Genomic DNA, 25,837 nt, shown 5'->3' on the forward strand with positions numbered 1-25,837 from the left:
TCGGCGCGCATCAGCAGCGCCATCACGCCACCGATCAGGAAGAACGCGAACGAGGTGACCAGATAGAGCGTGCCGATCGTCTTGTGGTCGGTGGTGGTGAGCCACCGCACCGCCCTGATGCGCCTGATGCCGCTGATGTCTCTGATCCTCTTCACACCCCGGCTGTGTCCGCGCCCGGCCCACCGGTCACACTCGGACGACGCGACGAGCGTCACGGAAGAAGGGTGTGACGATCCGGGCGGTGCCGGACACGAACCGAACATGAGCAACGACGAGATCTTCGCCGCTGCCTATCGCGAGCACTACTGGGCGGTCAGCCGTTATGTCGCGCGGCGCATGCCCGGGCGGGCCGACGAGGTGGAGGAAGTGGTGGCGGAGGTGTTCACGGTCGCCTGGCGACGGCGGCGCGACCTGCCGGACGCGCCGCTGCCCTGGTTGTACGGGGTGGCCCGCAACTGTCTGGCGAACGCGGTACGCGGCTACGGACGCAGACGACGGCTGGTGGACCGACTGGGCAACGACGAGGCCGCGCACGGCCGGCACGTCATGGACAGCCCGGACGCCGAGGCGCCGGGCGCCTGGGTGCACGAGGCCCTGGACCGGCTCTCCCCGGCCGACCGGGAGGTACTGCGCCTCGCGGCGTGGGAGGAACTCGACGCCGGGCAGATCGCGGTCGTGCTGGGCTGCGGCAGACGCGCGGCGGCGATGCGCCTGCACCGCGCCCGCCGCCGGCTGCGGGCCGAGATCGACGGCCTGCGCCCCGCCGCACCGCCGACCGGCACACCACCCGAGCACGGCTCGCACACCAGGGCACCGGAGGACGTGTCATACCCGGGGGACCGCCCGCCTCCTGACGCTCCGGCGGACGGACCGCTCCCCGGCCACCGCACGCCTGCCGCCAGGCCGGCGCCCGGAACACCACACGACCAACGACCGGCCTCCGGGGCATCGACCGACGAGCCGCCCCCCGCCCAGCGCCCGCCGGCCGGGGGGCCGGCAGATGGGTCGCTTCCGGCTCAGCCCGTGTCGGCCGGGATGCCGACAGACATGTCGTGCCCTCAGCGCACCCTTGCCGGGGGGCCGGCAGATGGGTCGCTTTCGGCTCAGCCCGTGTCGGCCGGGATGCCGACAGACATGTCGTGCTCTGCTCAGCGCACGCCCGCCGGGAGGCCTGTAGACGAGTCGCCCCCCGCTCGGCGCACCTCCGCCGGGAGGCCGGCAGACGGGTCGCTCCCCGCTCGACCCGTGTCTCACGGGACGCCGACAGATGTGTCACCGTCCGGGCGCCGCGTGCCTTCCGAGGTGTCGGCGGCCGCCTCGCCGGTCGGACGGACACCTGGTGACGGCAGGCGGTCGGCGGATCCGACCGGCGCCGACGCCGAGACGAGCGCCGGGGACGGCGACCCCGGCCGGCGATCACCGCGTCCCGGTTCCGCTGCCCCCGCCGGTGCACCCCTGTGCAAGGACCCCCGCCATGCCTGATGAACTCGACCTTCTCCGTCACGCCAACCCGGTTCCGGCGCACGGCCCGCACTTCGGTGACGGACCGCTGGACCACCGCGCCGAGCGGCGGCTCGAGTTGCTGCTGCGTACGGACGAACGACGGCCCTCCCGGGCCCCGCGCGCCCGGCTGCTGTGGGGACTCGCCGCCACCGCCGTCGTCCTGGCCACCACCCTCACCGCGCTGCTCGGCGGCCCGAGCGGTCAGCCCGCCGTCGCCGCGCCCCGCCCGCTGGCCGTCCGGGCCCACTCCACCGCCGTACCGCTGGACCGGATGGCCCAACTGGCCACCGTGGCCGCCGCCGACGGTTCGCCCGGCCTGCGCAAGGGCACCCATGTGCAGTCCTGGAGCCTCGGTATGAGCGACGGCAGACCGCCCGTGACCCTCCCGGAGGAGACCGTGGTGCGCTGGAACGCGGACGACAGCCACACCGAGGTCGTCGTCGCGACCGATCCACGCCACCCGGGCCGTCCGGTCCTCACCGACGAGGGCGACGAGCCGCGCCTGGTGGAGGACGGCCATGTGCTCAGCCGCACCACCTACCCGCCGAGCTGGAGCGACGCCCCGCCCGAGGCGCGCCCCCCGCACGATCCGGCGGCCCTGCGGCCCTACCTCGCCGAGGCGGTCCACCCCGGTACCGGGTCCCTGACCACGTCCGAACTCCTGGACGCCGTGAGGGAGTTGATGGACCACTGGACACTCGGCTCCCGCGAGTCGGCCGCCCTGGTCCGGGTCCTCGCGGACGCCGGGGGCCTGCGGCCCGTCGGGCAGGTGACGGACCGGCTCGGGCGCCCCGGCCAGGCGTACGCGTACGACGCCCCCGGCGCCCGGCGCATGCTGATCCTCGATCCGCGCACCGGTGCGGTCCTCGGACTGGAGGCCACCTTCAGCAAGGACGACTCCCGGTACGGCGTGCGGGCCGGGGACGTGATGGAGTACAGCGCCTGGATGCGCTGACCCCGTACGCCGCCCTCACACGCCGAGCTGCCGGGCGGCGGCCTCGACGGTCTGCTCCAGCAGCGTGGCGATCGTCATGGGGCCGACACCGCCCGGCACCGGTGTGATCAGTGAGGCCCGCTCCACGGCGGAGTCGAAGTCGACGTCGCCGACGTTGCCCGGGTTGTAGCCGGCGTCGATCACCACCGCGCCCGGCTTGATGTCCTGCCCGCGGATCAGCCGCGGTCGGCCTACCGCGGCGACCACGATGTCCGCTTCCCGCACGGCCGCCGACAGGTCCCGGGTGCGCGAGTGGCAGTACGTCACGGTCGCGTCCCGCGCCAGGAGCAGCATGCCCACCGGCTTGCCGAGGATCGCGCTGCGGCCCACGACCACGGCCCGCTTCCCGGCGGGATCGACGCCGTACTCGTCCAGCAGCCGCAGGATGCCGCCGGGCGTGCAGGAGGCGAATCCCGGCAGGCCGAAGCTCATCGTGGCGAACGAGGCGAAGGTGACGCCGTCGACGTCCTTCTCCGCAGCGATCGCCTCGAACGCGGCCCGCTCGTCGATGTGCTCGCCGACCGGGTGCTGGAGCAGGATGCCGTGCACGGCCGGGTCGGTCGACAACTCCCTCAGCGTCCCGACGAGTTCGCCGGTGGTCGTGGTGGCGGGCAGGGCCACGTGCCGGGACTCGATACCGGCCTTGCGGCAGCGGTTCTGCTTCATGCGGACGTAGGTCACGGACGCCGGGTCCTCGCCGACGAGTACGGTCGCGAGACAGGGCGCGGCACCGGTCCGAGCGGTGAGGTCGGCGGCCTTCTTCGCGGTGTCCTCGACGATACGGCGGGCGAGGGCGGTGCCGTCCATGAGACGGGCCTGGGGCATGCTGCACACTCCTGAGCTGGATCGACTCTCTCGCCCAGGCGCGCGGCATCCACCACGGACCGCTCCCCGGTGGTTCTCCACCTCAGCGCCAGTCACGGCCCGGGTACAGCGTAACCGAGCCCCCACACCCCTCGGCCCGCCCGTCGAGGCGGGCCCATGGGGCCGTACGACGGGAGCCGGCGCTCACCGACGCCGATCAGGCCGCGCCCGAAGCGCCCGTGGCAGCACGGCGGGACGCCGGCGAAGGCGCGCGGCCCTCAGCGTCGACCGAAGCAGTGCGGCGGACACCCGCCGGTCCGCCGCGGCTGCGCCCGAGGGCCAGCCTGGCAGAGAAGGTCCAGGTCAGCGTGGAGGTGACCTGGACCCTGGCGCATCTCCTTCCGGCGCCTGTCATGCCGGTGCGTGTGCCTACTCGTCCCAGGCCTGGATGAGTACCTGACTCGCTATCTTGCCGTCACGCAAGGTGACCATCGACTCGGCGAGGACCCGGGTGCCGTCCCCGTACTGGCAGGACTCGGTGAACGCCGCGTGGTCGCCCTGCACCACGCACTGGTCCAGCTTGTGCGTCATGTCGCGGCTGTAGATGTCGTCAAGCAACTCGGCGATCTGACCCCGGCCGCGCAGCACGGTGGGGTGGCTGGGCTGGTGGTTGTGGTCGACGATGCGGATCTCGGCGTCGTCGGCGTAGAGCGCCAGAAGGGAGTTCCCGGTGTTCCCTTCTATGCCCCGGCGCAGCGCCTCGATGTCGAAGGCGGATCCTGTCGCGGTGCCCATGGTGACCTCCTTCGGGCGCCCGCGGCCCGGCGGGGCGCGGACCACGCGGACCCCCACCCTTCGAGGCTCCTCCGGCCCGGCGGTCACGGCAAACGCAGACGTGCGCCTCCGCCGCACCGGTACGCCGCCTCCGCCGCTCGGGTACGCAGGCCGCCGCTTCCCGTCGCGCCGCCCGGGTCACGGGCCTTGCGCACCGGCGCCCGGCCCCGACCGCAGCAGCGCCCAGTCACGGGACAGCGCGAAGGCCGCGGCCGTACCGTCCGTGAGGCAGTCCGGGAGCAGGCGGGTGAGCTGGTCCGCGGGGCCCAGCTCCAGCCAGGTGCGGACCCCGTCGCGGTGCAGCAGGCCGACGGCCTCCGCGAAGCGCAGCGGCGCGCGCCGGACCCAGAACTCCGGATCGGCGGTCTCGGCACCCACCGGCCGGGCCGTGACGTCGCAGACCAGGGGGAGGCGCGGCACGCGAGGGTGGAGCGTGGCCAGGGTACGGCCGTAGGCGGTGAGGACGCCGTCCAGGCCGGGGGAGCGCGGCCCCCGCGCCGGCAGGCCGCCCAGCAGGCGGGCCAGGATGCCGACCGCGTGACAGGCCTCCGCCAGGGAGAACACACCCGCGGCGTACGCGGCGGCCATCCGCCCGGACGCGTGCCCGAACACCACGTCCGGCCGGACACCCCAGCTGTGCAGCAGCCGGTACTGCGCCACCTGGAGGGCGAAGACCGCCGGCCCGGCGAACGCCTCCCGGTCCAGCAGTGCGGCCGTACGCGTGCCGTCGGACGCGGACATCACGCATTCCAGCGGGAGTTCGAGATACGGATCGAGGCGCGCGCAGATCTCGTCGAGGGTGTCGGCGAACACCGGGAAGGAATCCCGGAGTTCACGCTCCCCACCGGGCCGCGGTGCGGCGCCGGCCGAGAACAGGAATGCGGTGCGTCCAGTGCGGCCGTCGACAGGCATGCCCCCATTGAGGCACGTCCGGGGCAGGTGCACACACCAGGCAAACTCCCGCAGCCTGCAAAAAGATTGCCATCATAGAATGGCGTTATCCGGTCACATTCTTACGGAATTCGAACCGTTCCCGAAGAGTGGGGACCGCGCCGGTTCGCCCGGCGGCCGGAAAGATCCACGATCACCGCCGTGGTCCGTCCCGCTGCCGATCGGTCGCGCGTAGGGTCGGCGGGGAAGGCAACCGAGGAAAGGGTCAGACCATGGCGCAGGAAGTACGCGGCGTGATCGCACCGGGCAGGGACGAGCCCGTACGGATCGAGACGATCGTGGTGCCGGATCCGGGGCCCGGCGAGGCCGTGGTGCGCGTGCAGGCCTGCGGCGTCTGTCATACCGACCTGCACTACAAGCAGGGCGGCATCTCGGACGACTTCCCCTTCCTGCTCGGCCACGAGGCCGCCGGTGTCGTGGAGTCGGTCGGCGAGGGCGTGACCGACGTGGCCCCCGGTGACTTCGTCGTCCTCAACTGGCGTGCCGTCTGCGGGAATTGTCGCGCGTGTCTGCGCGGGCGACCCTGGTACTGCTTCAACACCCACAACGCCCGGCAGAAGATGACCCTCGCCGCCACCGGGCAGGAGCTCTCCCCGGCCCTCGGCATCGGCGCGTTCGCCGAGAAGACCCTCGTCGCCGCCGGCCAGTGCACCAAGGTCGACCCGGCGGTCTCCCCGGCGGTCGCCGGCCTGCTGGGCTGCGGCGTCATGGCCGGCATCGGCGCGGCGATCAACACGGGCGGCGTCGCCCGGGGCGACTCCGTCGCGGTCATCGGGTGCGGCGGCGTCGGCGACGCGGCCATCGCCGGGTCGAACCTCGCCGGCGCGGCGAGGATCATCGCCGTGGACATCGACGACCGCAAGCTGGACAAGGCCCGCACCCTGGGTGCCACGCACACCGTCAACTCCAAGGAGACCGACCCGGTCGAGGCGATCCGCGAGCTGACCGGCGGCTTCGGCGCCGACGTCGTCATCGAGGCCGTCGGCCGCCCGGAGACCTACCGGCAGGCCTTCTACGCCCGCGACCTCGCCGGCACGGTCGTCCTGGTCGGTGTCCCCACCCCCGAGATGAAGCTCGAACTGCCCCTGCTGGACGTCTTCGGACGCGGCGGTGCCCTGAAGTCGAGCTGGTACGGCGACTGCCTGCCCTCCCGGGACTTCCCCATGCTGATCGACCTGCACCTGCAGGGCCGCCTGCCGCTCGACGCGTTCGTCTCCGAGACCATCCAACTGGACGAGGTGGAGAAGGCGTTCGAGCGGATGCACCACGGTGACGTGCTGCGTTCGGTGGTGGTGTTCTGATGACCGTACGCATCGAACGCCTCGTCACCTCGGGGCAGTTCACCCTCGACGGCGGCACCTGGGACGTCGAGAACAACGTGTGGATCGTCGGCGACGAGCGGGAGGTGATCGTCATCGACGCCGCCCATGACGCCGAGGCCATCGCCCGCGCCGTCGACGACCGGCGCCTGATCGCCATCGTGTGCACCCACGCCCACAACGACCACGTCAACGCCGCCCCGGCACTCGCCGACCTCACCGGCGCCACCATCTGGCTGCACCCCGACGACCTGTCGCTGTGGAAGCAGACCCACCCCGACCGCGACCCCGACCGGCATCTCCTCGACGGCCAGGTCATCGAGGCGGCCGGCGCCGACCTGAGGGTGCTCCACACCCCCGGCCACGCCCCCGGCGCCGTCTGCCTGTACGACCCCGGGCTCGGCACCGTCTTCACCGGCGACACCCTCTTCCAGGGCGGCCCGGGGGCCACCGGACGCTCCTACTCCCACTTCCCGACGATCATCGACTCCATCCGGGACCGCCTCCTCACCCTCCCTGCGGAGACCAAGGTCCTCACCGGTCACGGAGCCGCCACCACCATCGGCGACGAAGCCCCTCACCTGGAGGAGTGGATCCGGCGCGGGCACTGAGAACGCGCCGGTAATCCCGACAGAAGATGTCCGGCTTTCCCGCGACCGTGGACGGCGACAGCAGCCGAAGCGTACGGGAGGCCGGACATGCAGGGACCGCTCAAGGACAAGGTGGCACTGGTCGCGGGGGCGACCCGGGGCGCCGGACGGGGCATCGCCGTGGAGCTGGGCGCGGCCGGCGCCACCGTGTACGCCACCGGCCGCACCACCCGTGAGCGGCGCTCGGAGTACGACCGCCCCGAGACCATCGAGGACACCGCCGACCTCGTCACCGCGGCCGGCGGACACGGCATCGCCGTACCGGCCGACCACCTGGACCCGGCCGCCGTACGCGCCCTGGTGGACCGCATCGACCGGGAACAGGGCCGCCTGGACGTCCTCGTCAACGACATCTGGGGCGGCGAGAAACTCTTCGCGTGGGACACCCCGGTCTGGGAGCACGACCTCGCGGCCGGGCTCAGACTCCTCCGGCTCGCTGTCGAGACACACGTCGTCACCAGCCACTTCGCGCTGCCGCTCCTGCTGCGCCGCCCAGGCGGCCTGGTGGTGGAGATGACCGACGGCACCGCCGACCACAACCGCGACACCTACCGCGTGAACTTCTTCTACGACCTCGCCAAGGCCTCCGTCCTGCGCATGGCCTTCGCCCTCGGCCACGAACTCGGCCCGCGTGGCGCCACCGCCGTCGCCCTGACCCCGGGCTGGCTGCGCTCGGAACTGATGCTCGACGCGTACGGCGTCCGCGAGGACAACTGGCGCGACGCCCTCGCCCGCGAACCGCACTTCGCCATCTCCGAGACCCCGCGCTTCGTCGGCCGTGCCGTCGCCGCCCTGGCCGCCGACCCCGACGTGGCCCGCTTCAACGGACAGTCGCTGTCCAGCGGCGCACTCGCCCGGGAGTACGGCTTCGCCGACCTCGACGGCAGCCGCCCCGACGCCTGGCGGTACCTGGTCGAGGTACAGGGCGCGGGCAGGCCGGCGGACGTCACCGGGTACCGGTGAAAGACCGCCCGGGCCAGGCGGGAGACGCCGATGGGGGCGGTCGGGACGCGCCGGCCCGCGCGTGCGGGCCTGTACGGGGTGCGGCTCCGCCGCGTGGGCGCGAGCAGCCCCGCCGCCCCCGCACCCGGCCAGCGCCGAGGCCCCTGGGCCCTCTCGTGTGGATCATCCCGGCGTCGCGGGGCCTACGGCGCCCACCCGTCCATCCCCTCCCGCAGCCGCCCCAGAAGCTCCCGTGCCGCCGGGACCATGGGGCCGTCCGCGCGCCAGGCCAGGGCCACCCGGCCGCGTGCGCGGGGATCGTCGACGGGCAGGGTGCGCAGGCCGGGCCGGGGGTCGAGGCCGGGCAGCAGGGCGACGCCCAGACCGCGGGCCGCCAGGCGGGCGAGTGCGTCCGGGGTCGCCGCCTCGACCGCGATGTCCGGCTGGAAGCCCGCCTCGGCGCACAGCCGCTCCAGGACCCCGCGCATCCCGGTTCCGCGCGGCAGGCTGATCAGCCGGTGCCCGCGCAGGGCCGCCGGCGGAACGGCACCGGCACCGTCGTACTCGACGAGCAGGGGGTGTCCGGGCACGGCCGCCGCGGTCAGCGGTTCGTCGATCACCACGTGCAGACCGACGCCCGCCGGCGGCTCCTGCCCGGCGACGCCGATCACGGCCAGGTCCAGCTCGCCCCGCCGCAACGCGGCCAGCATCCGGTCCGAGGTGTCCTCGCTGAGGGTGACCTCCACCCGGGGGTGCGCGTCATGGAAGTCCGCCAGCTGCCCGGCCACGTCGAAGGCGTGCGCGAGGGTGCCGGGGACGAGGCCGACGGCGACCCGGCCGCGCAGCAGACCCGTGTACTCCTCCACCGTCTGGCGCACCCCCTCGACGGCCGCGAGCGCGGCCCGCGCGTACGGCAGGACCGCCTCACCCACCTCCGTCGGCCGCACCGAGCGGCCCGAGCGGTCCAGCAGCGGCTGCCCCAACTCCCGCTCCAACTGCCGTATCTGCGCACTCAGTCCCGGCTGGGCCAGATGCAACCGTTCGGCGGCACGGGTGAACCCGGCCTCCTCCACCACCGTCACGAAGTACCGCAGCTGCCTCAACTCCATAATCGATCATGCTAGGTGCGAGACACACCATGTCTTGGACTTCTGCTCATGCCGTCACCACCCTGGAGACATGGGGAAAGAACCACACACCGCAGCACGCACCGCGGCGGACAACGCCACCACGGCCGCCGCCATCGCCGCCGAACGACGAGAACTGGCCGGCCTTTTCGAGGCGTTGACGCCCGGCCAGTGGGACGCGCCCAGCCTGTGCGCGGGCTGGCGGGTGCGCGAGGTCGTGGCACACATGTCGATGGGCTTCCGCCACTCGACCGCCCGGGTCCTGCTGGAACTGGTCAAGGCGCGCGGCAGCCTGCACCGTACGACCGACCGGCTCGCCCGCCGCGACGCGGCCGCCCACCCCGACGCCGAACTCGCCGCCTTCCTGCGCATCCACGCCCACCACCCCTGGACACCCCCGGTCGGCGGCCTCACCTCGGCCCTCGGCCACGATGTCGTCCACGGCCTGGACGTCACCGTCGCCCTCGGTCTGGACCGCGACATCCCCGCGGACCGGCTGCGGATCCTCCTCAACGCGATCGACCCGCGCGCCTTCCGGGTCTTCGGCACCGACCTCACCGGCGTACGGCTGTGCGCGGAGGACCTCGACTGGTCCTTCGGCTCGGGCACGCCCCTGTACGGCCGCGGCCAGGACCTGCTGCTGGTCGCCTACGGCCGCAGGCTCCCCGCCGGGCGGCTGCGCGGCGACGAAGTTCACCGTTTCGTCACAGCCTGACCGGAACCACAACCCCCACGCCCACTCGCAGGTCTAGTAGTCCGACATTGCGGGAATCGCGCAGGGAGGCACCCGGGGCAGACCCTGGGCGACAAGGGGAGAAGAAGATGCACATGGGGGATGTACGCAGACGAGGTGTCGTCGCGCTCGGCGTCACGGCACTGGTGGCGCCGCTCACACTGGCGCTCACCGCGGCACCGGCCCAGGCCGCGAGCTGCACCACGCAGGCGGGGCCGTACCAGAAGCAGGTGGAGAGGTTCCTCGGCCGGCCGGTCGACGGCAAGCAGTCCGCCGCCGACTGCACGGCCATCCGGGCCTTCCAGAACAGGCACGGCATCACGCCCGCCATCGGCTACGCCGGACCGGTCACCTGGGGCGTGATGGACCTCATGGACAAGCAGAAGGCCGTCGGGAACAACCCCAACAAGGACGGCGCGTGCCCGGTGAACAAGGGCCGGATCGCCTGCGTGAACCTGACGCTCCAGCTCAGCTGGGTCCAGGACGGCAAGAAGCTCGTCTACGGTCCCGTCCCCGTGCGCACCGGCCGCAAGGGCTACACCACCCGCACCGGCCTGAAGAGGATCTACTGGCGGGACATCGACCACGTCTCGACCCTCTACAACGTGCCGATGCCGTACAGCCAGTTCTTCGACGGCGGCCAGGCCTTCCACTCGGTCAACCTGAGCATGTGGAACCCGCCGGGCTCGCACGGCTGCGTCAACATGACCACCAAGGACGCCAAGGCGTACTGGTCGCTGCTGAGGACGGGCGACGACGTCTTCGTCTACGGCCGCAAGCCGGGTACCTGAGCCGTTCCGTCGCTTAGCGCCGGATGTGGCCGGGAACACGGGTGAGGGCCTGGTGTGAACTCCCGTCCGGCACTTGACACATTGACGTGATGAGTAACACGGTCCGGAATGTCCGTATCGGGTGTACTTACTCACAGCGTCTTCACGTCGATCGGCATATGCTTCACAGCATGTCCACCACTGTTGAAGCCGCCCCCGAGCGATCGGCCGCGGAGGTCAACGAGGAGATCAGGGCCCTGTGGCGCCGGTCGGGCGGGACACTGACCACCGAGCAGCGCGCGCAGTACCAGCGCCTCGTGATGGAGTGGGCCGCCGCGACCCCGCGGTCGCACCGGGCGGCCTGACCGGCCTCACGCGGACCGCACCGCATTCGTCCAGGGCACCCGTGAGCGCACGGGTGCCCTTCGCAGTGGTTTCCTCAGCCTCGGGGGACCTTCTCAGCCCCAGGTGGCCGAGTAGTACCGCTGATACGCCTTGCGGTCCTGCTCAGCCCGGATGTAGCGGGTCGCGACCAGCGCGATCAGGCTGCCCGCGATCACCAGCAGCCCGGGACCGACGTTCCGGGTGTCCGTCAGCCGCGCCAGGAGCGTCTGTCCCGGTGTGCCCGTCACCGGCGCCGAGGAGCCGGGGGTGGCCGCGCTGGGTGCGACCGCTCCCTGCGCCGACGGGGCGGACGAAGCGGGGGAGGAGGAGCCCTGCCGGGCGGCGCCGCCGGCGTTCTGCGCGGACACGATCAGCTTGACGTTCAGCGCCGCCATCGCCTTGGTCACCGGCTGGAAGAACGTCGTCCCGCCCGTCGTGCAGTCACCGCTGCCGCCCGAGGTGACACCGAGCGCGATCCCGTCGGAGAACAGCGGGCCGCCGCTGTCCCCGGGTTCGGCGCACACATTGGTCTCGATGAGTCCGGTGACCGTCCCCTCGGGATAGTTGACGGTCGCGTTCAGCGCCGTGACCGTCCCGTCGTGCAGGCCGCTGGTGCTGCCGCTGCGGAACACCCGCTGCCCCACCGCCGCATCGGCGAGGCCCGTGATCCGCACCCCGTTGCCGCCGCCGATCGCGACCACGTCCGCGCCGTCACCGGCCTTGCCGGAGGCGTACTGCACCAGCGAGAAGTCGGTCCCGGGGAAGGCGCTGCTCACCGTCCGGCCCAGCTGCTGGTTGCCCTGGTTGTCGGCGAACCAGGTGGATCCCGCGGGCCCGCAGTGACCGGCTGTGAGAATGAAGTCGCTCTGCCCGTTGGTCACGTTGAACCCCGCCGAGCAGCGTCCACCGGTCGACAGGATCGGCTGGGCACCGTTCAGCCGTGTGGTGAACGTGCCCTTCGTGCGCTCCATCCGCACGAAGCCGCCGATCCTCGCGGCGACGTGGCTCATCCGGGACCAGTCACCGGCGGACACCGTGCTGTCCGCGCGCACCATGACCCGGTTGGTGCGGTAGTCCACCGCCCACGCCGTGCCCGCCACGCGCGGCGCCGCACGCAGGGCGGCCGTGGCCGACCTGAGTTCGTTCATACTGTGCGACACGACCTTCGCAGCCGCCCCCGCGCGCCGCACCTCCCGCGCCGCCGCCTCGTCGGTCACCGCCACGACCGGCCGGCCGTCGGCGCCGATCCAGTCGCCCGCCGTCCGTGCCGTGCCGAGCCGCGCCACCAGCGCCGCGCCGGGGTCCGTGCCGCCGGTGGCCGAAGCGAACGGTCGGGCGGCGGCCGGAGGTGTCTCGCTCGCCATGGCCGCCTGGGCGACCATCGCGCCCCCCAGGAGGAGTCCGCCGACCGCCACCAGGCGTGTCACCCGCCTGACGATCCGTCGTCGTGCGTGCCGCATGCAGGGCTCCCGAAACCGAACCGAACGCGCCCCGCCGGTCAACGGCGGTGCGAGGCCCCCGCGTCGTCGAGGGCCCGCACCTCCATACGCGGCCCACGGCCGCGGCGTTCACCGCAGGCCGGGATCTCCGCTGCCCCGGCCTCAGTTCTTGCGGGCCACCCCGCCGAACATCGCGACCTCCTCCGGCTCCGCCCCGTGATCGTGCTCGGGGCGCCAGCGCGAGCAGGACACGACGCCCGGCTCCAGCAGCTCCAGACCGTCGAAGAACCGGGCCACGTCCTCGGGGGCGCGCTGGGTCAGCTTCGGCGTGCCGTGCTCGTTCCAGAACCTCACCGCCTCGTCCACGTCCGGCATCGACGGGTGGGTGACGGTGTGCGACAGCACCAGGTGACTGCCCGACGGCAGCCGCTCGGTCAACTGCCGTACCAGACCGTACGGGTCCTCGTCGTCGCCGATGAAGATGACCACGCCGAGCAGCATCAGCGCCACCGGCTCACTGAAGTCGAGTGTCTTCGCGGCGTGTTCGAGGATCGCGTCGACGTTGCGCAGATCCTCGTCCAGATAGTCCGTACGGCCCTCCTGCGTGCTCGTCAGCAGGGCACGCGCGTGCGCGAGGACCAGCGGGTCGTTGTCGACGTACACGATCCGCGACTCGGGCGCGATGCGCTGGGCCACCTCGTGCGTGTGGTCGGCGGTGGGCAGCCCGGTGCCGATGTCCAGGAACTGCCGGATGCCGAGATCACCGGCCAGATGGCGTACGGCCCGGCCGAGGAACAGCCGGTCGGCGCGCGCGTACTCCCCGATGCCCGGGTGAAGTCGGCGGATCTGGTCGCCGGCCGCGCGGTCGACCTCGTAGTTGTCCTTGCCGCCGAGCCAGTAGTTCCAGATCCGTGCGGTGTGCGGCCGGCTGGTGTCGATACGGGCACGCAGCGACACGGCGACGTCGTCGGTGGCTGCCGGGTTGTCGGTCACGGGGGTCAGCTCCTGGATGCGGATGAGATGCCTGACGAGGGATACACCGTGCAAGACGCAATCTAGACGCCCGAGTTGATCTCCGCCGCGCGTCCGCGGATCTCCGCCCGTGCCCCCTGCCCCCGAAGCCCCTATCGTGAGCCCCATGACCAGCATCCCGCACGGCATTCCGGGCGAAGGCGACCCGCTGCGCGCCCTCGGCCTGGAGCAGCTGCGCCGTCGTACGAGCATGAAATGGCGCACCTACCCCGAGGACGTGCTGCCGCTGTGGGTGGCCGAGATGGACGTACCGCTCGCCGGGCCCGTGGTCCGCGCGGTGACCGACGCGCTCGCCCTCGGCGACACCGGGTACCCGGCCGGCACCGCCTACGCCGAGGCGCTGGCCGCGTTCGCCGCCGCACGCTGGGACTGGGACGGGATCGCCGTCGAGCGCACGGCGATCGTTCCGGACGTGATGCTCGGCGTGGTCGAGATGATCAAACTGGTCACCGGTCCCGGCGATCCGGTGATCGTCAATCCGCCGGTGTATCCGCCGTTCTTCCAGTTCGTCACCCACATGGACCGCCGGGTGGTGGAAGCCCCGCTCGGCGCCGACCTGCGCATCGACCCGGCCTCGCTGGAGGAGGCGTTCCGGCGGGCGACGGCCGGTTCCGGCCGCGCCGCCTTCCTGCTGTGCAGCCCGCACAACCCCACCGGCACCGTCCACACCGCCGTCGAACTGGCCGCCGTCGCCGCGCTCGCCGAGCGGTACGGCGTCCGGGTCGTCGCGGACGAGATCCACGCCCCGCTCGTCACCCCGGGCGTCCCCTTCGTGCCGTACCTGAGCGTGCCCGGAGCCGAGGGCGGACTGTCCCTGATGTCGGCCTCCAAGGGCTGGAACCTGGCCGGTCTCAAGGCCGCCCTGGCCCTCGCCGGGCCCAAGGCCGCGGCCGACCTCGGCCGGCTCCCCGAGGAGGTCGGCCACGGCCCCAGCCACGTCGGCGTCATCGCCCACACGGCCGCCCTGCGCGAGGGCACCGGCTGGCTGGACGCCCTGCTGTCCGGACTGCGGGCCAACCGGGACCTGCTCACCGCCCTGCTCGCCGAGCACCTGCCCGCGATCCGCCCGCAGCCCGCCGAGGCCACCTTTCTGGCCTGGCTCGACTGCCGTGCCCTCGGCCTCGGCGACGACCCCGCGCGGCTCTTCCTCGACCGCGGCCGGGTCGCCCTCAGCTCGGGCCTGCCCTTCGGCACCGGCGGCGCGGGGCACGTACGGCTGAACCTGGCCACCTCGCCCGAGATCCTCACCGAGGGCGTACGGCGCATGGCGGCGTCCCTGACCTGACCGGGCCGCCGACGGAAGCGGCCGGCCTCCTAGACTGCCGGACATGGACGACACACGGCTGGACCGGCTCGGCTCCGGCAAGTACCTGCTGGTGACCAGCTACCGCAAGAACGGCACCCCGGTCGCCACCCCGGTATGGGTGGTCCGCGACGGTGCCGGCCTCGGAGTGTGGACCGCCGCCGACAGCTTCAAGGTCAAGCGCATCCGGCGCCGCCCCGACGTCCTCGTCGGCCCCTGCGACCTGCGCGGCAACCCCACCGGCGAGCAACTGCCGGCCACCGCGCAGATCACGGATGCCACCACCACGGCCCGCTACCGGGACCTCGTCGCCCGCAAGTACGGCATCGTCGGCCGCCTCACCCTTCTCGGCAGCAGACTGCGGCGCGGCGCGGACGGCACGGTCGGCATCCGGGTGACCCTCGCCGGCTGAGGGCCACCCGTAACCGGCCCGCTAGGACGCGTCCAGCACCGATCCGGACAGCACCGGACCACCGGGGCGCGGCTCACCGGTCCGCATGTCGATCTGCTGGAACCGCACCGACTCCGTCTGCTCCCTCACCCGGTCCCCGACCGTCGGCACGGTGACGTCCGCGCTCGTCCGCCCGGCCGGGATGTCGACCCACAGGGTGAGACCGCCGACCTTCGACAGGGGCCGTTCCGGGTCGGGCTTCGCCCCGGCGGTCTCCTCCAGCCAGCGCGCCGGGACGTCCTTCGTGGACAGCTCCGGCGCGGTGGCCGGCACGACCGCGAACATCGCGCTCATGTCGACGTCGACCGCCCTGGACAGGGACAGCCGCCACTTCAGGGACTTCCCCTCCGTGACCCGGTCGGCGACCGGTGTGACCGTCATCGCCGGAGCCGGATCGTCGTCGTGGACGGTGATCCCGCCCCGGTAGGAGCCGACGACCGCACCCCGCACCGCCTTGACCAGGACGTCGTAGGACACGTCCGTGCCGTAGCGCGTGTTGCCCTTCACCTCGACCGGTACGTCGATGTCGTGGCCGCCGGGGTGCACCGTCACCAGCCGGTTCCCGGCCTTCCCGGTGGCCGGGTCGACGACGTACACCCGGACCTGCCCACTGCCGTGGCCCGACACCCGGACCGGGACGCGGTAGGTGCGCACGCCCGCGTCCCCCTCGGCCACCGCGCGGCGGCCGATGTCCACGCGGGGCAGCGCCGCCGGCCGCGCCGCGGGCGTCCCCGGCCGCCAGCCCCACGCGTCCATCAGCCAGGCCCGCCCGGACGCCGAACGCGCCGTCAGCTCCATGGACTTGACCGAGCCGAGCCTGAGTCCGGCGCGGGTGGCCGCCGTCAGCGGCACCCGGAACTCGCGCGCCCAGTACGACGCGGTCCGCTCGCTGCCGGGCAGCCCGTCGGCACTGATGCGGCCCAGCTTCGCCGTACGGCCCGAGGTGTCGGTGAGGGACACGTCCAGCTTCGTGCCCCGGGAGTTCGGCGGCACGAACAGCCGCAGCGCCAGCGCCTTGGCACCGGACAGCGACACGGGCCGCTTCGGGCTGGTTCGTGCCGCTGCACCGGCACGCGTCCAGCGCAGCGCGATCGCGTGCCGGCCGGACTCCTGGCCGATCTCCCACTGCGCGAAGTGGGGTGACGCGCCCTTCGCGTCCTGCCCCAGACAGGCCTTGGCCGGGCTGGGATCCACCGCGTCGCACAGCCGGGCGCCGGTCACCGTCACCCCTGCGTCGGGAAGGAACCCGGCATCCCGGCGCGCGCCCACCGCGTGGCTGAGCACCCGCGCCGGGTCCGCCGACGGGGCCCGCTTCCCGGAGCCGTCCAGCAGCGGTCGCACCCGGTCGTCACCGGCGAGGAACAGCCGCGCGGCGGCCGCGATGTACGTCGAACCGGCCCGGTGCTGCTGGTCGGCGGTGAGCCGGGTCGCCGCGTGCTTGCCGCAGACCGGGTCCGGGTGGTCCGGGTCGTCGGAGAAGTCGTCCTCGGCGGGCGCCGCGGCCTGGCCCGGCGTCCACTCGGAGTTGAAGAAGTTGTGGTCGGCGCCGACGACGTACACGGCGCTGTGCAGCGCGCTGCCGTTGCTGACCGCGCGGGTGCCGTCGACGTAGATCTCGCCCTGCAGGTCGGAGACGTCACCGTCGCAGCCGGGCAGGATCGTCACGGACGGCACGTCGGGCACCGGGTTCTGGCCGAAGACGGTGGGGCCGATGAGGACCGTGCCCCGGATGGTCCAGCGGACCGGGCCGTGGTAGCCGTCCTGGTCGGCGGACGGCGGATACAGGCTGTCCAGAGCCGCCCGGTCGACGCCCTCGCCGCCCCGGGAATGCCCGACGAGCAGCACGCGCGACAGGTCGGCGCGGGGCGCCTGCCGTACGGCGGACGGTGCGGTCCCGGGGTGCGCGGCCCAGTCCGCCCATCGCGCCAGGTGCAGCCGCACCAGCGAGGAGCGGGCCTGGGCGCCGCCGTCCTCGGCCGCGGAGTCCTGGCCGTTGATCCCGTTGGCGGAGACCGAGACGGTCACATAGCCCTGGGAGGCGAGCAGCCTCTGGTCGCGCAGGTAGCCGCGGTGGCTCGGCACGGGCTTCATGCCGGCCCTGCACGGCCAGTCGCCGGTGATGCCCTGGCCCTTGTAGCAGGTGAAGTGACGGCCGTGCAGGAACAGCGCGAGCGGACGCCGGCCGGACGCGCCGACCGGGGCGACGACCACCCCGCGCATCTCCACCGGTGCCGAAAAGCCCGGCAGCTTCACCGACTTCAGGCTGTACTCGCCGGTCCTGGTCCGGTACGGACCGGGCTTGCCGGGATCGACCTCGTTCGCGGGCAGCGGGGCCGGCGGCCGGGACGCGGCCGAGGCCCCGAGGCTGTCGTGCGTGCCGGTGGTGGTCCGTGCGTCCAACCGCCGCCCACCGGACCACACCTGCAGTCCCGGCAGCTCCGTAGCCGGGTGTCCCTCCAGCGGCAGCCGGAAGGTGCGCCCGTCCGGTCCGGGCCGGGCCACCCCCAACGGCCGTCCGGCCGACCGGAATTCGACCCGGGCATCACCCATCGGCACCGGCCGGTCCGACCGCCACACCAGCTGCGGCGCCGACCGGCCGCCGGTGATCCGCCATCCCGGCGGCAGCGTGCCGTCCTCCGGGGAGGCCGACGCGCCTGTTTTCGACGGTGGTTGGACCTGGGCCACTGCCGCCCCTGGGGATGCCCCCGCCACCGCGAGCAACGCGGCGGCGGTCACCCATATGCGCCGGGCACGGACCACTGTTCTCCTCCTTCAGCCCCCGAGCTCGGGAGTCCCGTCCGTCCCGGGAGCCCCTCGTTCCCGGAGGACGGAAGGCGGGGTCTGTGGGTTGCCTGTGAAGGAGACGTGACCGATTCGCATCCTGCCGCTGCGCCAACGGTGGCCGGTATCCGTCCCGTTGCGCGGAGGGCCGCCCGGCGGCGCCCCCCGCCGCTGCCGGCCGGCCGATCGCCGGGGCCGACGTGACGGCGGAGCGCGCGACCGCCATGTACACCGAGCCGTCGTCGCTCAGCGGCACCGAAGAGTGGCACCGAGGAACGGCCCGAACAGCGGCCCGTCGGCGGACATCGGCCGGCCGGCGACGCATGAGCCGACGACCCGGCACGCGCCCCCTCCGGCGAAGGCGGCTCGCAGGTCGGCGAGTGCCGTTTCCTCCGGCGGGCTCGGGGCACCTTCGTCGGCCGGCGGCGGCACGCGGTCGGATCCTTCGGAGGGTGCCGCGGGAAGGGCGGCGGTCGACCCACGAAGCCTGTGCCGTACGGGACAGGTGCCTGGGGTGGACGCAGCCGGGCCCGGCTCCGGCATGTCATCAGGGGCCGGCCCGCCGCCACCTCCCGTGCCCTCGACACGGCGGCGGGGCCCCGCGTCTGCTGGACGCCGTGTGCGGACCGGTGGACGGGGAGGGTGACCGCGCCGACGGTGCCGCTCGCGGGCCGGCGGCCATCGAAGGCGACGCGGCGCTCGCCCGCGCCGTCGGCCTCGGCGCCAACCGCGCGTTCGAGAGCGAACCGCCCGTCGGAACAAGCAGGTTGGTACCAGGGCCGGGGTGCCGGTGACGGCATGCGCCGCGGAGCCCGGCGTCAGGTCCAGGCACTCCGGTACGACTCGTCCAGCAGCTGGAAGACCGGCTCGCCGCGCACCGGGTCCAGGGCGGTGGACAGCCGGACCCGGTCTCCGCTGTGGATGCCGACCGGCGGACCCATGACCCGGCCCCGCACGACGAACCCCTCGGTCATCTCTATCAGCGAGACATTGCGTGCCGCGGGCGTGTTGCGGTGCACCACGGTGGAGTGCCGGACCGTCCCGACGCCCTCGCTGCGCTCCGTGCGCAACTCGCTGCCCTGGCACACCGGACACAGCAGCCGGTGGTACATCGCGGTGCCGCACCAGGTGCACCGCTGGAAGAGGATGGCGTCCTTGGAGTCCGCGGAGACGGGATCGAGAACTCCCGCCGCGGCGCCGGCCGCCGGATGCGAGGCGTTTGCTGAGTGGTGGTACACGCTGGTCAACTCCCTGCGCTCGGCCGGAATCCCGCGTGTCCGGCGCGCACCGGGCACACGCGTGCGCGGCAGCCGTGCCACCGTGCACGCCGACAGAGTATGGCACTCAGTGTCACTCGTAAAGGCACTCCGTACCCCTTTTTCGGCGGAGGGGTGCCTTCAGGAGCGACCGAGTGCCGCCTCCAGCTCCTGCACGACCCGCCACAGCGGGGCGTCCCGGCGGGAGACCAGCACCACCACGTCGTCGGGACGCCCCTCCGGCTCCCCGCCCGGCACCGGACCGATCCGGGCGGTCCGTACGGCGGGCCCGGGGGTGCGCCCGAACGCCTTCTGCACATGTCCCAGCGCGTGGTCCACCAACGCGCCCGCGTCGCCGCGGCCGTCCGAACGCAGCCAGGAGCGCAGGGCGTTGTTGTGCGCGGCGACGACCGCGGCCGCGACGACGTCGGCCCGCAGCGTCCCGTCGGGCCGTCCGGCGAACCGCCCGCGCAGGTACTCGGCGAGCGCGCGCTCGTAGCGCCACACCACCGACAGCTCGTAGGCGCGCAGGCCCGGAACCTGCTTGGTGAGGCGGTAGCGCTGCACGGAGAACGTGGGGTTCTCCGCGTACATCCGCAGCACCAGGCGGGCCGCGTCGCACACCCGCCGCACCGGTTCGTGCTCCTCGCCGCCGGCGGCGAGGAACGCGGTCATGTCGGCCAGGCAGCGTTCGTGGTCGGGGAAGACCACGTCCTCCTTGGAGGGGAAGTAGCGGAAGAACGAACGCCGGCCGACCCCGGCGAGGGTCACGATGTCGTCCACGGTGGTCTGCTCGTACCCGCGTTCCAGGAAGAGCTGGAAGGCCGCCGCGACGAGGGCCTCCCGCATCGGCGGCTTCGCGGCCGGCGCCGCGCTGCTGGAGCTCATGGAGGGGAACGTAGCATCCGGCCGGGCTGGGTGACACTCAGTGCAATTCGAGTGCGCTTGTGGGGGAACTGAGTGCTTTGAGGGTACGGCACCCAACATCGGACGGCCGTCTGAACGCCGTCCTCGACGTCACCGACCCCGACACACCCCCGCAGCGTCCCCCCGCTCCACGCTGCCGAGCATCCTGCTCACCCCGCACCTCGACAACCCTCACGGCCGCCGGACTCCTCACCCCGGTCGGACGTCGCCCCCTGCGGCAGCCCCACGACGGCCGCCCGCCGACGGTGCCGACATGTTCGGGACCGTGATCGCCGCGGGTGGAACGGGCCGTACCGGGGCCGTCCCGATCCCTGTCCGGCCGCCGCCCCCGCCCTGGGCGCGGATCCCGCCGCCTGCCCGGCCGTCGAGGACCCGCCCGCCGGGGCCGCCGCCCAGGCGGCGGGCTGCCGGGTGCTCGCCGTGCCGTCGCACACACCGATCGAGCCGGCCCGGGGCATACGGTCCGCGGGGTCTTGCGCATCCGGCAGCGAGGAATGGTGGGCAGCGGACCTGCGGCGCCGGAGCGGACCCCGCCCGCCCCTGCCGCCCACCCTGCGACGTAACCTTTCTCCACCGTGCCGGGACCGGCCCGTGCCGGCAGGTCCCGCCTCCGGGCGCCGGGCGACCGGCCACCCGACATCGGCGCACCGCCCGAGGAGATGCCCCATGCCCGCCGCCCGCCCCCGCCTGCTCTACGTCACCGACCTGGCGTACGAGGCCCGCGGGCGCCGCTACTGCGACGAGGACATCTTCCTCACCTCACGGCTCCGCGCCCGATTCGACCTCGCCCTGTGCCATCCGGAGGACGCCGCGGCGCTGATGGACGGCTTCGACGCCGTGGTCGTCCGCAACAGCGGGCCCGTCCTCGGCCACCAGCGCGCGTACGACGCCTTCCGTGCCCGCGCGCTCAGCACCGGGACGCGCGTGTACAACCCGCTCACCGGCAAGGCGGACATGGCCGGCAAGCAGTACCTGCTCGACCTGAGCGCCGCCGGCTTCCCCGTCATCCCGACGGTCGGCCGTGCCGAGGACCTGGGCCTGCTCCCGGCCGCCGAGCGGTACGTCGTCAAGCCGATGCTCGGCGCGGACTCCCTCGGCCTGCGGGTCGCCCCCGCCGAGCAGGTCGCCGCGCTCGCCACCGGCCAGGTGCTGATCCAGCCCTGCGTCGACTTCCTCCACGAGGTGTCCTTCTATTTCGTCGACGACGACTTCCAGTACGCCCTGTACGCCCCCGACCCGGAGCGCCGCTGGGAGCTCGAACCCTATGCGGCCACCGCCGCCGACCTGGAGTTCGCCCGCCGTTTCATCGACTGGAACGACCTCGGCAACGGCATCCAGCGCGTCGACGCCTGCCGCACCCGCGACGGCGGCCTCCTGCTGGTCGAACTGGAGGACCTCAACCCCTACTTGTCGCTCGATGCCCTGCCGGAGGAGGCCAGGGACGGCTTCGTCACCGCGTTCACGGCGTCCCTGAGCCGGTTCGTGCAGGGCGTGCTCAGCCCAGCCTGACCGTGACCCGCTGGGTGGCGCCCGCGGTGGCGGTGAGGTCGCCGAAGGTCAGTGTGAGCGCCGAGCCGGTGGCCGCCGAGGCGAGCGTGGCCGGCGCGGACGTCACCGCGGCGACGGCCCGCCGCCAGGTCAGGGTGAGGCTCGTGCGCATCCGCGTCGGATCGCTCACGGCGATCACGGCGGTGCCGTCCTGCTTCTCACTGATCATCACGCAGCACGGATCGCTCGCGGTGAGCGTTCCGACCGTGGCGCCGAACCAGAAGTTCACCCCGGTGAACCCGAGCGAGGTGACGGCCACTCCCTGCTGGTTGTTCGTGTTGGCAAGCACGGTCAGCCAGTTCGCGTCCGCGGCGCGGGCCCGTGTACGCGCCGCTGTGGCACCCGGCAGCAGGAGGTAGGCGTACGACGCGTTCGCCGGGTCGGTGCCGTGATCGACGTACAGCGTCAGGTACTTGCGGTTCAGGACGGTGCTCGAGCCGCCCTTGTTGATCGTGCCCCAGCTGCCGTCGCGGGCGTCGCGCAGCGCGCGCACCGTCGCCCCGCCCGGGAAGACATAGCCGCCGTGTCCGCCGATGTGCGCCCACTTCGCGCCGGTCAACGTGGCCGACCACGGGGAGGAGGCGGGTTCGACCGTGCCGTCCACCGTGAACGGCGCGCCTCCGGTCGGGCCGAGGTTGCGGTTGTCGACCGTCGTCTCCACGCCCGTGCCGTCCGAGCACGTGATGCCCGCGCCCAGACAGACGACCGCGTCGTCCAGGAAGAACCACGACTTCTTCGCCACGAGTGTCGACTGCAGGCCCCTGAGGTACTGCCCGACGGCGGCCCGCCTCCCGTCCGTGGCCCCGCCCACCCAGTTCACGTCCGGCTTCGGGGCGCCCCACTCCCCGCCCGCCGCGTCGGCCAGCACCTTGCGCGAGACGGTCGTACCGGGCAGCCGGCAGGGGTCGACCGTGGGCCAGAAGGCGTCGCTGTACTGGCCGTTGCCGAAGGTGTCGCCCCACCAGTAGAGCATCCCGGAGCCGGTGTGCCAGCCGCGCAGATTCTCGCCGTTGCCGGTCTCGTAGTACGTGATCCTCTTGTCGGCCATGCTCAGCGCGGCCGCCCAGCCGGGCCTGCGGTGGGTCGCCCGCGCCATGGAGGGGAACAGCCGGTGTCCGGTCGGTTCGGCCACCGCCGCCACCGACCCGTCGTCCTGGACCCCCTTGAGCCGGGCCAGGTGCGGCAGGCTCAGCACCGGGTCGGCGAGCGGCGGGCTGTAGGAGTCGCGCTGCACCCAGCCCTTCACCAGAGCGCGCCAGCGGGCGTTCTCGGCCGCGCTCGCCCCCTGCCCGAGCAGCACGATCGACCCGAGGACCGGATGCCCGCGCAGGTGGTCGTCCTGCTGGATCTGCTCCGGGTCCGCCGCCGAGAGCCCACGGCTGATCGCCCGGCCCGCAACACCGTCCATGACCAGGCCGTTGTAGAGGAACGGCGCCCAGGCGTGCTCCACCGCGTCGAACACGATCTGCCGAGCCGGGTCCGTCACCTCCCAGCTGGAGCCCGCCAGCAGCGCGAACAGCAGCCCGAGACCGCCGAGCAGGACCGAGCCGTACGAGCCGGTGTACGGCACCGTCGTGTGCTGGACGAACGAGCCGTCGGCGTACAGGCCGTCGCCGGAGGTGACGTACGGGAAGACGGGGGAGAGAGCGTCGCGGGCCAGCGCCACCTTCGCCGCGCTCGCCCCGACGACACCCCGCAGCGCCAGCACCCGGCACAGGTCGACCCGGTTCGCACCCGTGCTGGTGCCGCTGTAGCCGCCCACCGCCGAGTCGGGCACGAAGTGGTCCACGGCGGCGAGGTAGTCGGAGATCCGCGCGGCCGGCAGGGCGTCGTACATCAGCACGCACACGTCCAGCAGCGCCTGCGGGGCGCCGATCTGCCAGCTGTACCAGTTGCCGTACCAGGTCCGGCCCGCGTGGTAGACGTCGTCGTGCAGATGCTCCAGGCCGGTGAGGATCGCGTCCCGCAGGCCGGTGTCGCCGGTCAGGCCGGTGCCGGGCTGGCAGTAGGCCTGCGCGAGCGTGCTCAGCCGGGTGTAACTGGTGTTCATGTTCCCCGAGTGGCCGACCGACTCCTGGTCGGTGTCCGGGTCCGGGTCGGCGTAGACCAGGTCGGGCCACAGGGAGCCGGCGGTGGGGGCCATCGTGGCCCGGTACCGGCTCGCCGTCGTCCCCAGGCCGGCGAGCCGGCTCTTGAACGGTTCGGCCAGGGCGCTGAACCCCTCGCCGAGGACGAGGGTGCGCCACCTCGCGCGCAGCGTCGCGAACTCGTCCGGCGCCGCGGACGCCCGGGTGGCGGGACCCAGGGCGAGAGCGGTTCCCGAACAGACGGTCAGAAAGCCGCGGCGTGACCAAGGAGTCGTCATGACGGCGCTTTCTAGCACGCGCTTTCTCAAGCGCTCAACACCGTGGGCGGAGTTGAGCGTTTCGATCGCTCGATGGGGTGGCCGCAGGCCGTTCGGTGGAGCGGGCCGCGCGCTTGAACGGGGGCGCCCCCCGGGCCGTATCTCAGCACGGGGAGCTCGGAAGTCCCGTCCGTACGGGACGGAAGGAGAGCCAGGTGACGAAACCGCTCGATCCTGAACGGCCGCACCTCGGACCGGTCCTGGAACCCGTCCGGGTCGTGCGGCCCCGCCGTTTCGACGCCCTCGCGGAGCTCATGCGCGAGATGGAGACCGCCCCGGCGCGAGCAGCGCACACCGAGGAGGCCGAGACGCAGGAACTGCCGCCCGTACCCCCGGCCCCCGCACCTCCCGGTGCCGCGGGCCCGAGCCGCGGTCTGCGCCTGCCGGTCGCCGCCGGGGCCGTGGCGGCCGCCGCCCTCCTCGGCTTCGGCTGCGCCCTGCTGCTGCCCGTTCGCCACGCGGCCGTCGCGAGCGCGCGTCCGCCCCGGCCTGCGGCCACGGCGTCACGGCCCCCCACCGCGCAGGTTCCCACTCCCACTCCCACCTCGTCCCGCGCCCCGACCACCACCACCGATCCCGACGGCCCCGGCACCCTCCGCCAGGGCGACACCGGCCCCGAGGTCACCGACCTGCAGCAACGCCTGCTGAGCGTCCCCGACGTCTACCGCGACGGCTCGACCAGCGGCACCTACGACGCCACCCTCACCGCGGCCGTGGCCCGGTTCCAGCTCTGGTACGGCATCAGCGGCGACGAGACCGGCGTCTACGGCGACGACACGCGCCGCGCGCTTGAGTCGCGGACCGGCCCCGGCGACGATGCGTGAGCGGCACGCGGGGAACACCGGGGAGCGGGCCGCACCCGGTCCTCGCCGCGGGAGCCGAGGCCGGGCCGGAGCGGCGGACGGGAGCACAGTGCGATGGCGGACGTGGCAGGCACGACGGGCGGCGGGGCGGATGCGGACGGCGGGGCGGAAGGGGACGGCGGCGCGGGCACGGCGGGCGGAGGCCCGGGGACCGGCAGGGCCGAAAGGGCCGACACGGGGGGCACGGACGACACGGCCGGCATGGGCGGATTCTTCGGCCGGCTCAATCCCGACATGTGCGTGGTGACGGCCGTGGCCGACGGTGAGCGGGCCGGGTGTCTGGTCGGCTTCGCCTCGCAGTGCTCCATCCGGCCGCCCCGGTCCGCCGTGTGGCTGTCCAAGGCCAACCACACCTATCGGGTCGCCCGGGCCGCGCAGCACCTCGCCGTCCACCTGCTCACCCGTGACCAGCGGGACCTCGCGGAACTCTTCGGCGGCCGGACCGGCGACGACACCGACAAGTTCGCGGACCTGGACTGGGCCGAGGGCTACGGCGGCGCGGTGGTCCTGCGGCAGACGGCGGCCTGGTTCGTGGGGACCATCCTGCACCGCACCGACGGCGGCGACCACGTCGGCTTCGTCCTGGACCCGGTGGAGTGGGGCGAGGGGCGGGACGGCCCGCTGCTGCGGCTGTCCGACGCGGCCGGCATCGAAGCCGGCCACCCCGTGGACTGACCGGATTCGAACGTCGGGCAACACTTCGGGAAAGTCACCGACGGGAGTGGTGGCCCGGCCCCAGGCTGGTCAGCCCGCGGCCTACAGTCGCGTGTTCCGCCGTACCGAGACCGAAGGCCAGGCCGATGAACGGCTCCCGCATCCCGG

At 73.2% G+C, this 25,837-nt stretch carries 22 protein-coding genes, 1 pseudogene and 1 riboswitch; of the genes and pseudogenes, 13 read left to right on the plus strand and 10 right to left on the minus strand.

The window, feature by feature from the left end:
• Window positions 1-261: 261 nt before the first annotated feature.
• Window positions 262-768, plus strand: a pseudogene (locus ACWC94_RS40455) (RNA polymerase sigma factor); the annotation flags it as partial.
• A 706-nt stretch (window positions 769-1,474) separates the two neighbouring features.
• Complete coding sequence (locus tag ACWC94_RS40460) at window positions 1,475-2,458, plus strand: CU044_5270 family protein (protein WP_450802555.1); 984 nt, start codon at window positions 1,475-1,477, stop codon at window positions 2,456-2,458.
• A gap of 15 nt (window positions 2,459-2,473) precedes the next feature.
• On the opposite strand, the gene ACWC94_RS40465 is transcribed toward ACWC94_RS40460, so the two are convergent.
• The 3 genes from ACWC94_RS40465 to ACWC94_RS40475 all read right to left on the minus strand — a co-directional run bounded on the left by ACWC94_RS40465 (window position 2,474) and on the right by ACWC94_RS40475 (window position 5,047).
• Entirely contained in the window at window positions 2,474-3,322 is an 849-nt protein-coding gene (locus ACWC94_RS40465; protein ID WP_450802557.1) for a bifunctional 5,10-methylenetetrahydrofolate dehydrogenase/5,10-methenyltetrahydrofolate cyclohydrolase, read from the minus strand.
• Window positions 3,323-3,347: 25 nt separating this feature from the next.
• Window positions 3,348-3,428: riboswitch (ZMP/ZTP riboswitch) on the minus strand.
• Between the two features lie 302 nt (window positions 3,429-3,730).
• The gene (locus tag ACWC94_RS40470; protein ID WP_450802559.1) at window positions 3,731-4,096 is read right to left on the minus strand and encodes a nuclear transport factor 2 family protein; all 366 of its coding nucleotides are present in this window, start codon (window positions 4,094-4,096) and stop codon (window positions 3,731-3,733) included.
• Between the two features lie 177 nt (window positions 4,097-4,273).
• Window positions 4,274-5,047, minus strand: a complete 774-nt coding sequence (locus ACWC94_RS40475) for an acyltransferase domain-containing protein (RefSeq protein WP_450802560.1) — start codon at window positions 5,045-5,047, stop codon at window positions 4,274-4,276.
• Between the two features lie 251 nt (window positions 5,048-5,298).
• Between ACWC94_RS40475 and ACWC94_RS40480 the strand changes: the two genes are divergently transcribed.
• From ACWC94_RS40480 to ACWC94_RS40490, 3 genes are all read left to right on the plus strand, one after another.
• Entirely contained in the window at window positions 5,299-6,387 is a 1,089-nt protein-coding gene (locus ACWC94_RS40480) for an S-(hydroxymethyl)mycothiol dehydrogenase (protein WP_450802562.1), read from the plus strand.
• Complete coding sequence (locus ACWC94_RS40485) at window positions 6,387-7,016, plus strand: MBL fold metallo-hydrolase (RefSeq protein ID WP_450802563.1); 630 nt, start codon at window positions 6,387-6,389, stop codon at window positions 7,014-7,016. Before ACWC94_RS40480 ends, ACWC94_RS40485 begins: the two co-directional genes overlap by 1 nt.
• Before the next feature lie 87 nt (window positions 7,017-7,103).
• The gene (locus ACWC94_RS40490) at window positions 7,104-8,018 is read left to right on the plus strand and encodes an SDR family oxidoreductase (protein WP_450802564.1); all 915 of its coding nucleotides are present in this window, start codon (window positions 7,104-7,106) and stop codon (window positions 8,016-8,018) included.
• Between the two features lie 182 nt (window positions 8,019-8,200).
• Here the strand turns inward: ACWC94_RS40490 and ACWC94_RS40495 are convergent, their stop codons facing one another.
• Window positions 8,201-9,106: a LysR family transcriptional regulator gene (locus ACWC94_RS40495; RefSeq protein ID WP_450802565.1), complete on the minus strand. Its 906-nt coding sequence runs from the start codon at window positions 9,104-9,106 to the stop codon at window positions 8,201-8,203.
• Window positions 9,107-9,176: 70 nt separating this feature from the next.
• Here ACWC94_RS40495 and ACWC94_RS40500 point away from each other — a divergent pair, with 70 nt between their 5' ends.
• The 3 genes from ACWC94_RS40500 to ACWC94_RS40510 all read left to right on the plus strand — a co-directional run bounded on the left by ACWC94_RS40500 (window position 9,177) and on the right by ACWC94_RS40510 (window position 10,992).
• On the plus strand, window positions 9,177-9,839 hold the full coding sequence (locus tag ACWC94_RS40500; protein ID WP_450802567.1) for a maleylpyruvate isomerase family mycothiol-dependent enzyme: 663 nt from the start codon (window positions 9,177-9,179) through the stop codon (window positions 9,837-9,839).
• A gap of 113 nt (window positions 9,840-9,952) precedes the next feature.
• Window positions 9,953-10,648: a L,D-transpeptidase family protein gene (locus ACWC94_RS40505; RefSeq protein ID WP_450802569.1), complete on the plus strand. Its 696-nt coding sequence runs from the start codon at window positions 9,953-9,955 to the stop codon at window positions 10,646-10,648.
• A gap of 158 nt (window positions 10,649-10,806) precedes the next feature.
• Window positions 10,807-10,992, plus strand: coding sequence for a hypothetical protein (locus ACWC94_RS40510; RefSeq protein WP_351246815.1), 186 nt, complete (start codon window positions 10,807-10,809; stop codon window positions 10,990-10,992).
• A 93-nt stretch (window positions 10,993-11,085) separates the two neighbouring features.
• Here the strand turns inward: ACWC94_RS40510 and ACWC94_RS40515 are convergent, their stop codons facing one another.
• Window positions 11,086-12,471 (minus strand): S1 family peptidase, encoded by a 1,386-nt coding sequence (locus ACWC94_RS40515; protein ID WP_450802571.1) that lies wholly within the window; start codon window positions 12,469-12,471, stop codon window positions 11,086-11,088.
• A gap of 141 nt (window positions 12,472-12,612) precedes the next feature.
• A complete protein-coding gene (locus ACWC94_RS40520) occupies window positions 12,613-13,443 on the minus strand; it encodes an SAM-dependent methyltransferase (RefSeq protein WP_450802573.1) in 831 nt (276 codons plus the stop codon).
• Window positions 13,444-13,588: 145 nt separating this feature from the next.
• On the opposite strand from ACWC94_RS40520, the gene ACWC94_RS40525 reads away from it, so the two are divergent.
• Both ACWC94_RS40525 and ACWC94_RS40530 read left to right on the plus strand, forming a co-directional pair.
• Window positions 13,589-14,767, plus strand: a complete 1,179-nt coding sequence (locus ACWC94_RS40525) for a MalY/PatB family protein (protein WP_450802574.1) — start codon at window positions 13,589-13,591, stop codon at window positions 14,765-14,767.
• A gap of 43 nt (window positions 14,768-14,810) precedes the next feature.
• On the plus strand, window positions 14,811-15,197 hold the full coding sequence (locus tag ACWC94_RS40530; protein WP_450802575.1) for a PPOX class F420-dependent oxidoreductase: 387 nt from the start codon (window positions 14,811-14,813) through the stop codon (window positions 15,195-15,197).
• Window positions 15,198-15,218: 21 nt separating this feature from the next.
• On the opposite strand, the gene ACWC94_RS40535 is transcribed toward ACWC94_RS40530, so the two are convergent.
• The 3 genes from ACWC94_RS40535 to ACWC94_RS40545 form a co-directional block, all read right to left on the minus strand.
• A complete protein-coding gene (locus ACWC94_RS40535; RefSeq protein ID WP_450802576.1) occupies window positions 15,219-17,996 on the minus strand; it encodes an alpha/beta hydrolase family protein in 2,778 nt (925 codons plus the stop codon).
• 839 nt (window positions 17,997-18,835) lie between these two features.
• Window positions 18,836-19,255 (minus strand): Zn-ribbon domain-containing OB-fold protein, encoded by a 420-nt coding sequence (locus ACWC94_RS40540; protein ID WP_450802578.1) that lies wholly within the window; start codon window positions 19,253-19,255, stop codon window positions 18,836-18,838.
• Window positions 19,256-19,414: 159 nt separating this feature from the next.
• Window positions 19,415-20,161 carry a TetR family transcriptional regulator gene (locus ACWC94_RS40545; RefSeq protein ID WP_450802579.1) on the minus strand — a complete coding sequence of 249 codons (747 nt, stop codon included), beginning with the start codon at window positions 20,159-20,161 and terminating at the stop codon, window positions 19,415-19,417.
• A gap of 705 nt (window positions 20,162-20,866) precedes the next feature.
• Here ACWC94_RS40545 and ACWC94_RS40550 point away from each other — a divergent pair.
• Window positions 20,867-21,709: a hypothetical protein gene (locus ACWC94_RS40550; protein WP_450802581.1), complete on the plus strand. Its 843-nt coding sequence runs from the start codon at window positions 20,867-20,869 to the stop codon at window positions 21,707-21,709.
• On the opposite strand, the gene ACWC94_RS40555 is transcribed toward ACWC94_RS40550, so the two are convergent.
• Window positions 21,696-24,113, minus strand: coding sequence for a polysaccharide lyase 8 family protein (locus ACWC94_RS40555; protein ID WP_450802582.1), 2,418 nt, complete (start codon window positions 24,111-24,113; stop codon window positions 21,696-21,698). The genes ACWC94_RS40550 and ACWC94_RS40555 overlap by 14 nt on opposite strands.
• Before the next feature lie 194 nt (window positions 24,114-24,307).
• On the opposite strand from ACWC94_RS40555, the gene ACWC94_RS40560 reads away from it, so the two are divergent.
• Window positions 24,308-24,976 carry a peptidoglycan-binding domain-containing protein gene (locus ACWC94_RS40560; RefSeq protein WP_450802583.1) on the plus strand — a complete coding sequence of 223 codons (669 nt, stop codon included), beginning with the start codon at window positions 24,308-24,310 and terminating at the stop codon, window positions 24,974-24,976.
• Between the two features lie 240 nt (window positions 24,977-25,216).
• Window positions 25,217-25,690 carry a flavin reductase family protein gene (locus ACWC94_RS40565; RefSeq protein WP_450802599.1) on the plus strand — a complete coding sequence of 158 codons (474 nt, stop codon included), beginning with the start codon at window positions 25,217-25,219 and terminating at the stop codon, window positions 25,688-25,690.
• The last annotated feature ends 147 nt before the right edge of the window (window positions 25,691-25,837 follow it).

This window comes from Streptomyces sp. NPDC001135, from assembly GCF_053598395.1.

Coding starts and splice junctions, on each gene's coding strand:
- ACWC94_RS40490 (WP_450802564.1), top strand. CDS start 7,104: ATGCAGGGACCGCTCAAGGACAAGGTGGCACTGGTCGCGGGGGCGACC.
- ACWC94_RS40525 (WP_450802574.1), top strand. CDS start 13,589: ATGACCAGCATCCCGCACGGCATTCCGGGCGAAGGCGACCCGCTGCGC.
- ACWC94_RS40495 (WP_450802565.1), bottom strand. CDS start 9,106: ATGGAGTTGAGGCAGCTGCGGTACTTCGTGACGGTGGTGGAGGAGGCC.
- ACWC94_RS40510 (WP_351246815.1), top strand. CDS start 10,807: ATGCTTCACAGCATGTCCACCACTGTTGAAGCCGCCCCCGAGCGATCG.
- ACWC94_RS40465 (WP_450802557.1), bottom strand. CDS start 3,322: ATGCCCCAGGCCCGTCTCATGGACGGCACCGCCCTCGCCCGCCGTATC.
- ACWC94_RS40480 (WP_450802562.1), top strand. CDS start 5,299: ATGGCGCAGGAAGTACGCGGCGTGATCGCACCGGGCAGGGACGAGCCC.
- ACWC94_RS40565 (WP_450802599.1), top strand. CDS start 25,217: ATGGGCGGATTCTTCGGCCGGCTCAATCCCGACATGTGCGTGGTGACG.
- ACWC94_RS40555 (WP_450802582.1), bottom strand. CDS start 24,113: ATGACGACTCCTTGGTCACGCCGCGGCTTTCTGACCGTCTGTTCGGGA.
- ACWC94_RS40505 (WP_450802569.1), top strand. CDS start 9,953: ATGGGGGATGTACGCAGACGAGGTGTCGTCGCGCTCGGCGTCACGGCA.
- ACWC94_RS40530 (WP_450802575.1), top strand. CDS start 14,811: ATGGACGACACACGGCTGGACCGGCTCGGCTCCGGCAAGTACCTGCTG.
- ACWC94_RS40460 (WP_450802555.1), top strand. CDS start 1,475: ATGCCTGATGAACTCGACCTTCTCCGTCACGCCAACCCGGTTCCGGCG.
- ACWC94_RS40485 (WP_450802563.1), top strand. CDS start 6,387: ATGACCGTACGCATCGAACGCCTCGTCACCTCGGGGCAGTTCACCCTC.
- ACWC94_RS40515 (WP_450802571.1), bottom strand. CDS start 12,471: ATGCGGCACGCACGACGACGGATCGTCAGGCGGGTGACACGCCTGGTG.
- ACWC94_RS40470 (WP_450802559.1), bottom strand. CDS start 4,096: ATGGGCACCGCGACAGGATCCGCCTTCGACATCGAGGCGCTGCGCCGG.
- ACWC94_RS40545 (WP_450802579.1), bottom strand. CDS start 20,161: ATGAGCTCCAGCAGCGCGGCGCCGGCCGCGAAGCCGCCGATGCGGGAG.
- ACWC94_RS40500 (WP_450802567.1), top strand. CDS start 9,177: ATGGGGAAAGAACCACACACCGCAGCACGCACCGCGGCGGACAACGCC.
- ACWC94_RS40550 (WP_450802581.1), top strand. CDS start 20,867: ATGCCCGCCGCCCGCCCCCGCCTGCTCTACGTCACCGACCTGGCGTAC.
- ACWC94_RS40475 (WP_450802560.1), bottom strand. CDS start 5,047: ATGCCTGTCGACGGCCGCACTGGACGCACCGCATTCCTGTTCTCGGCC.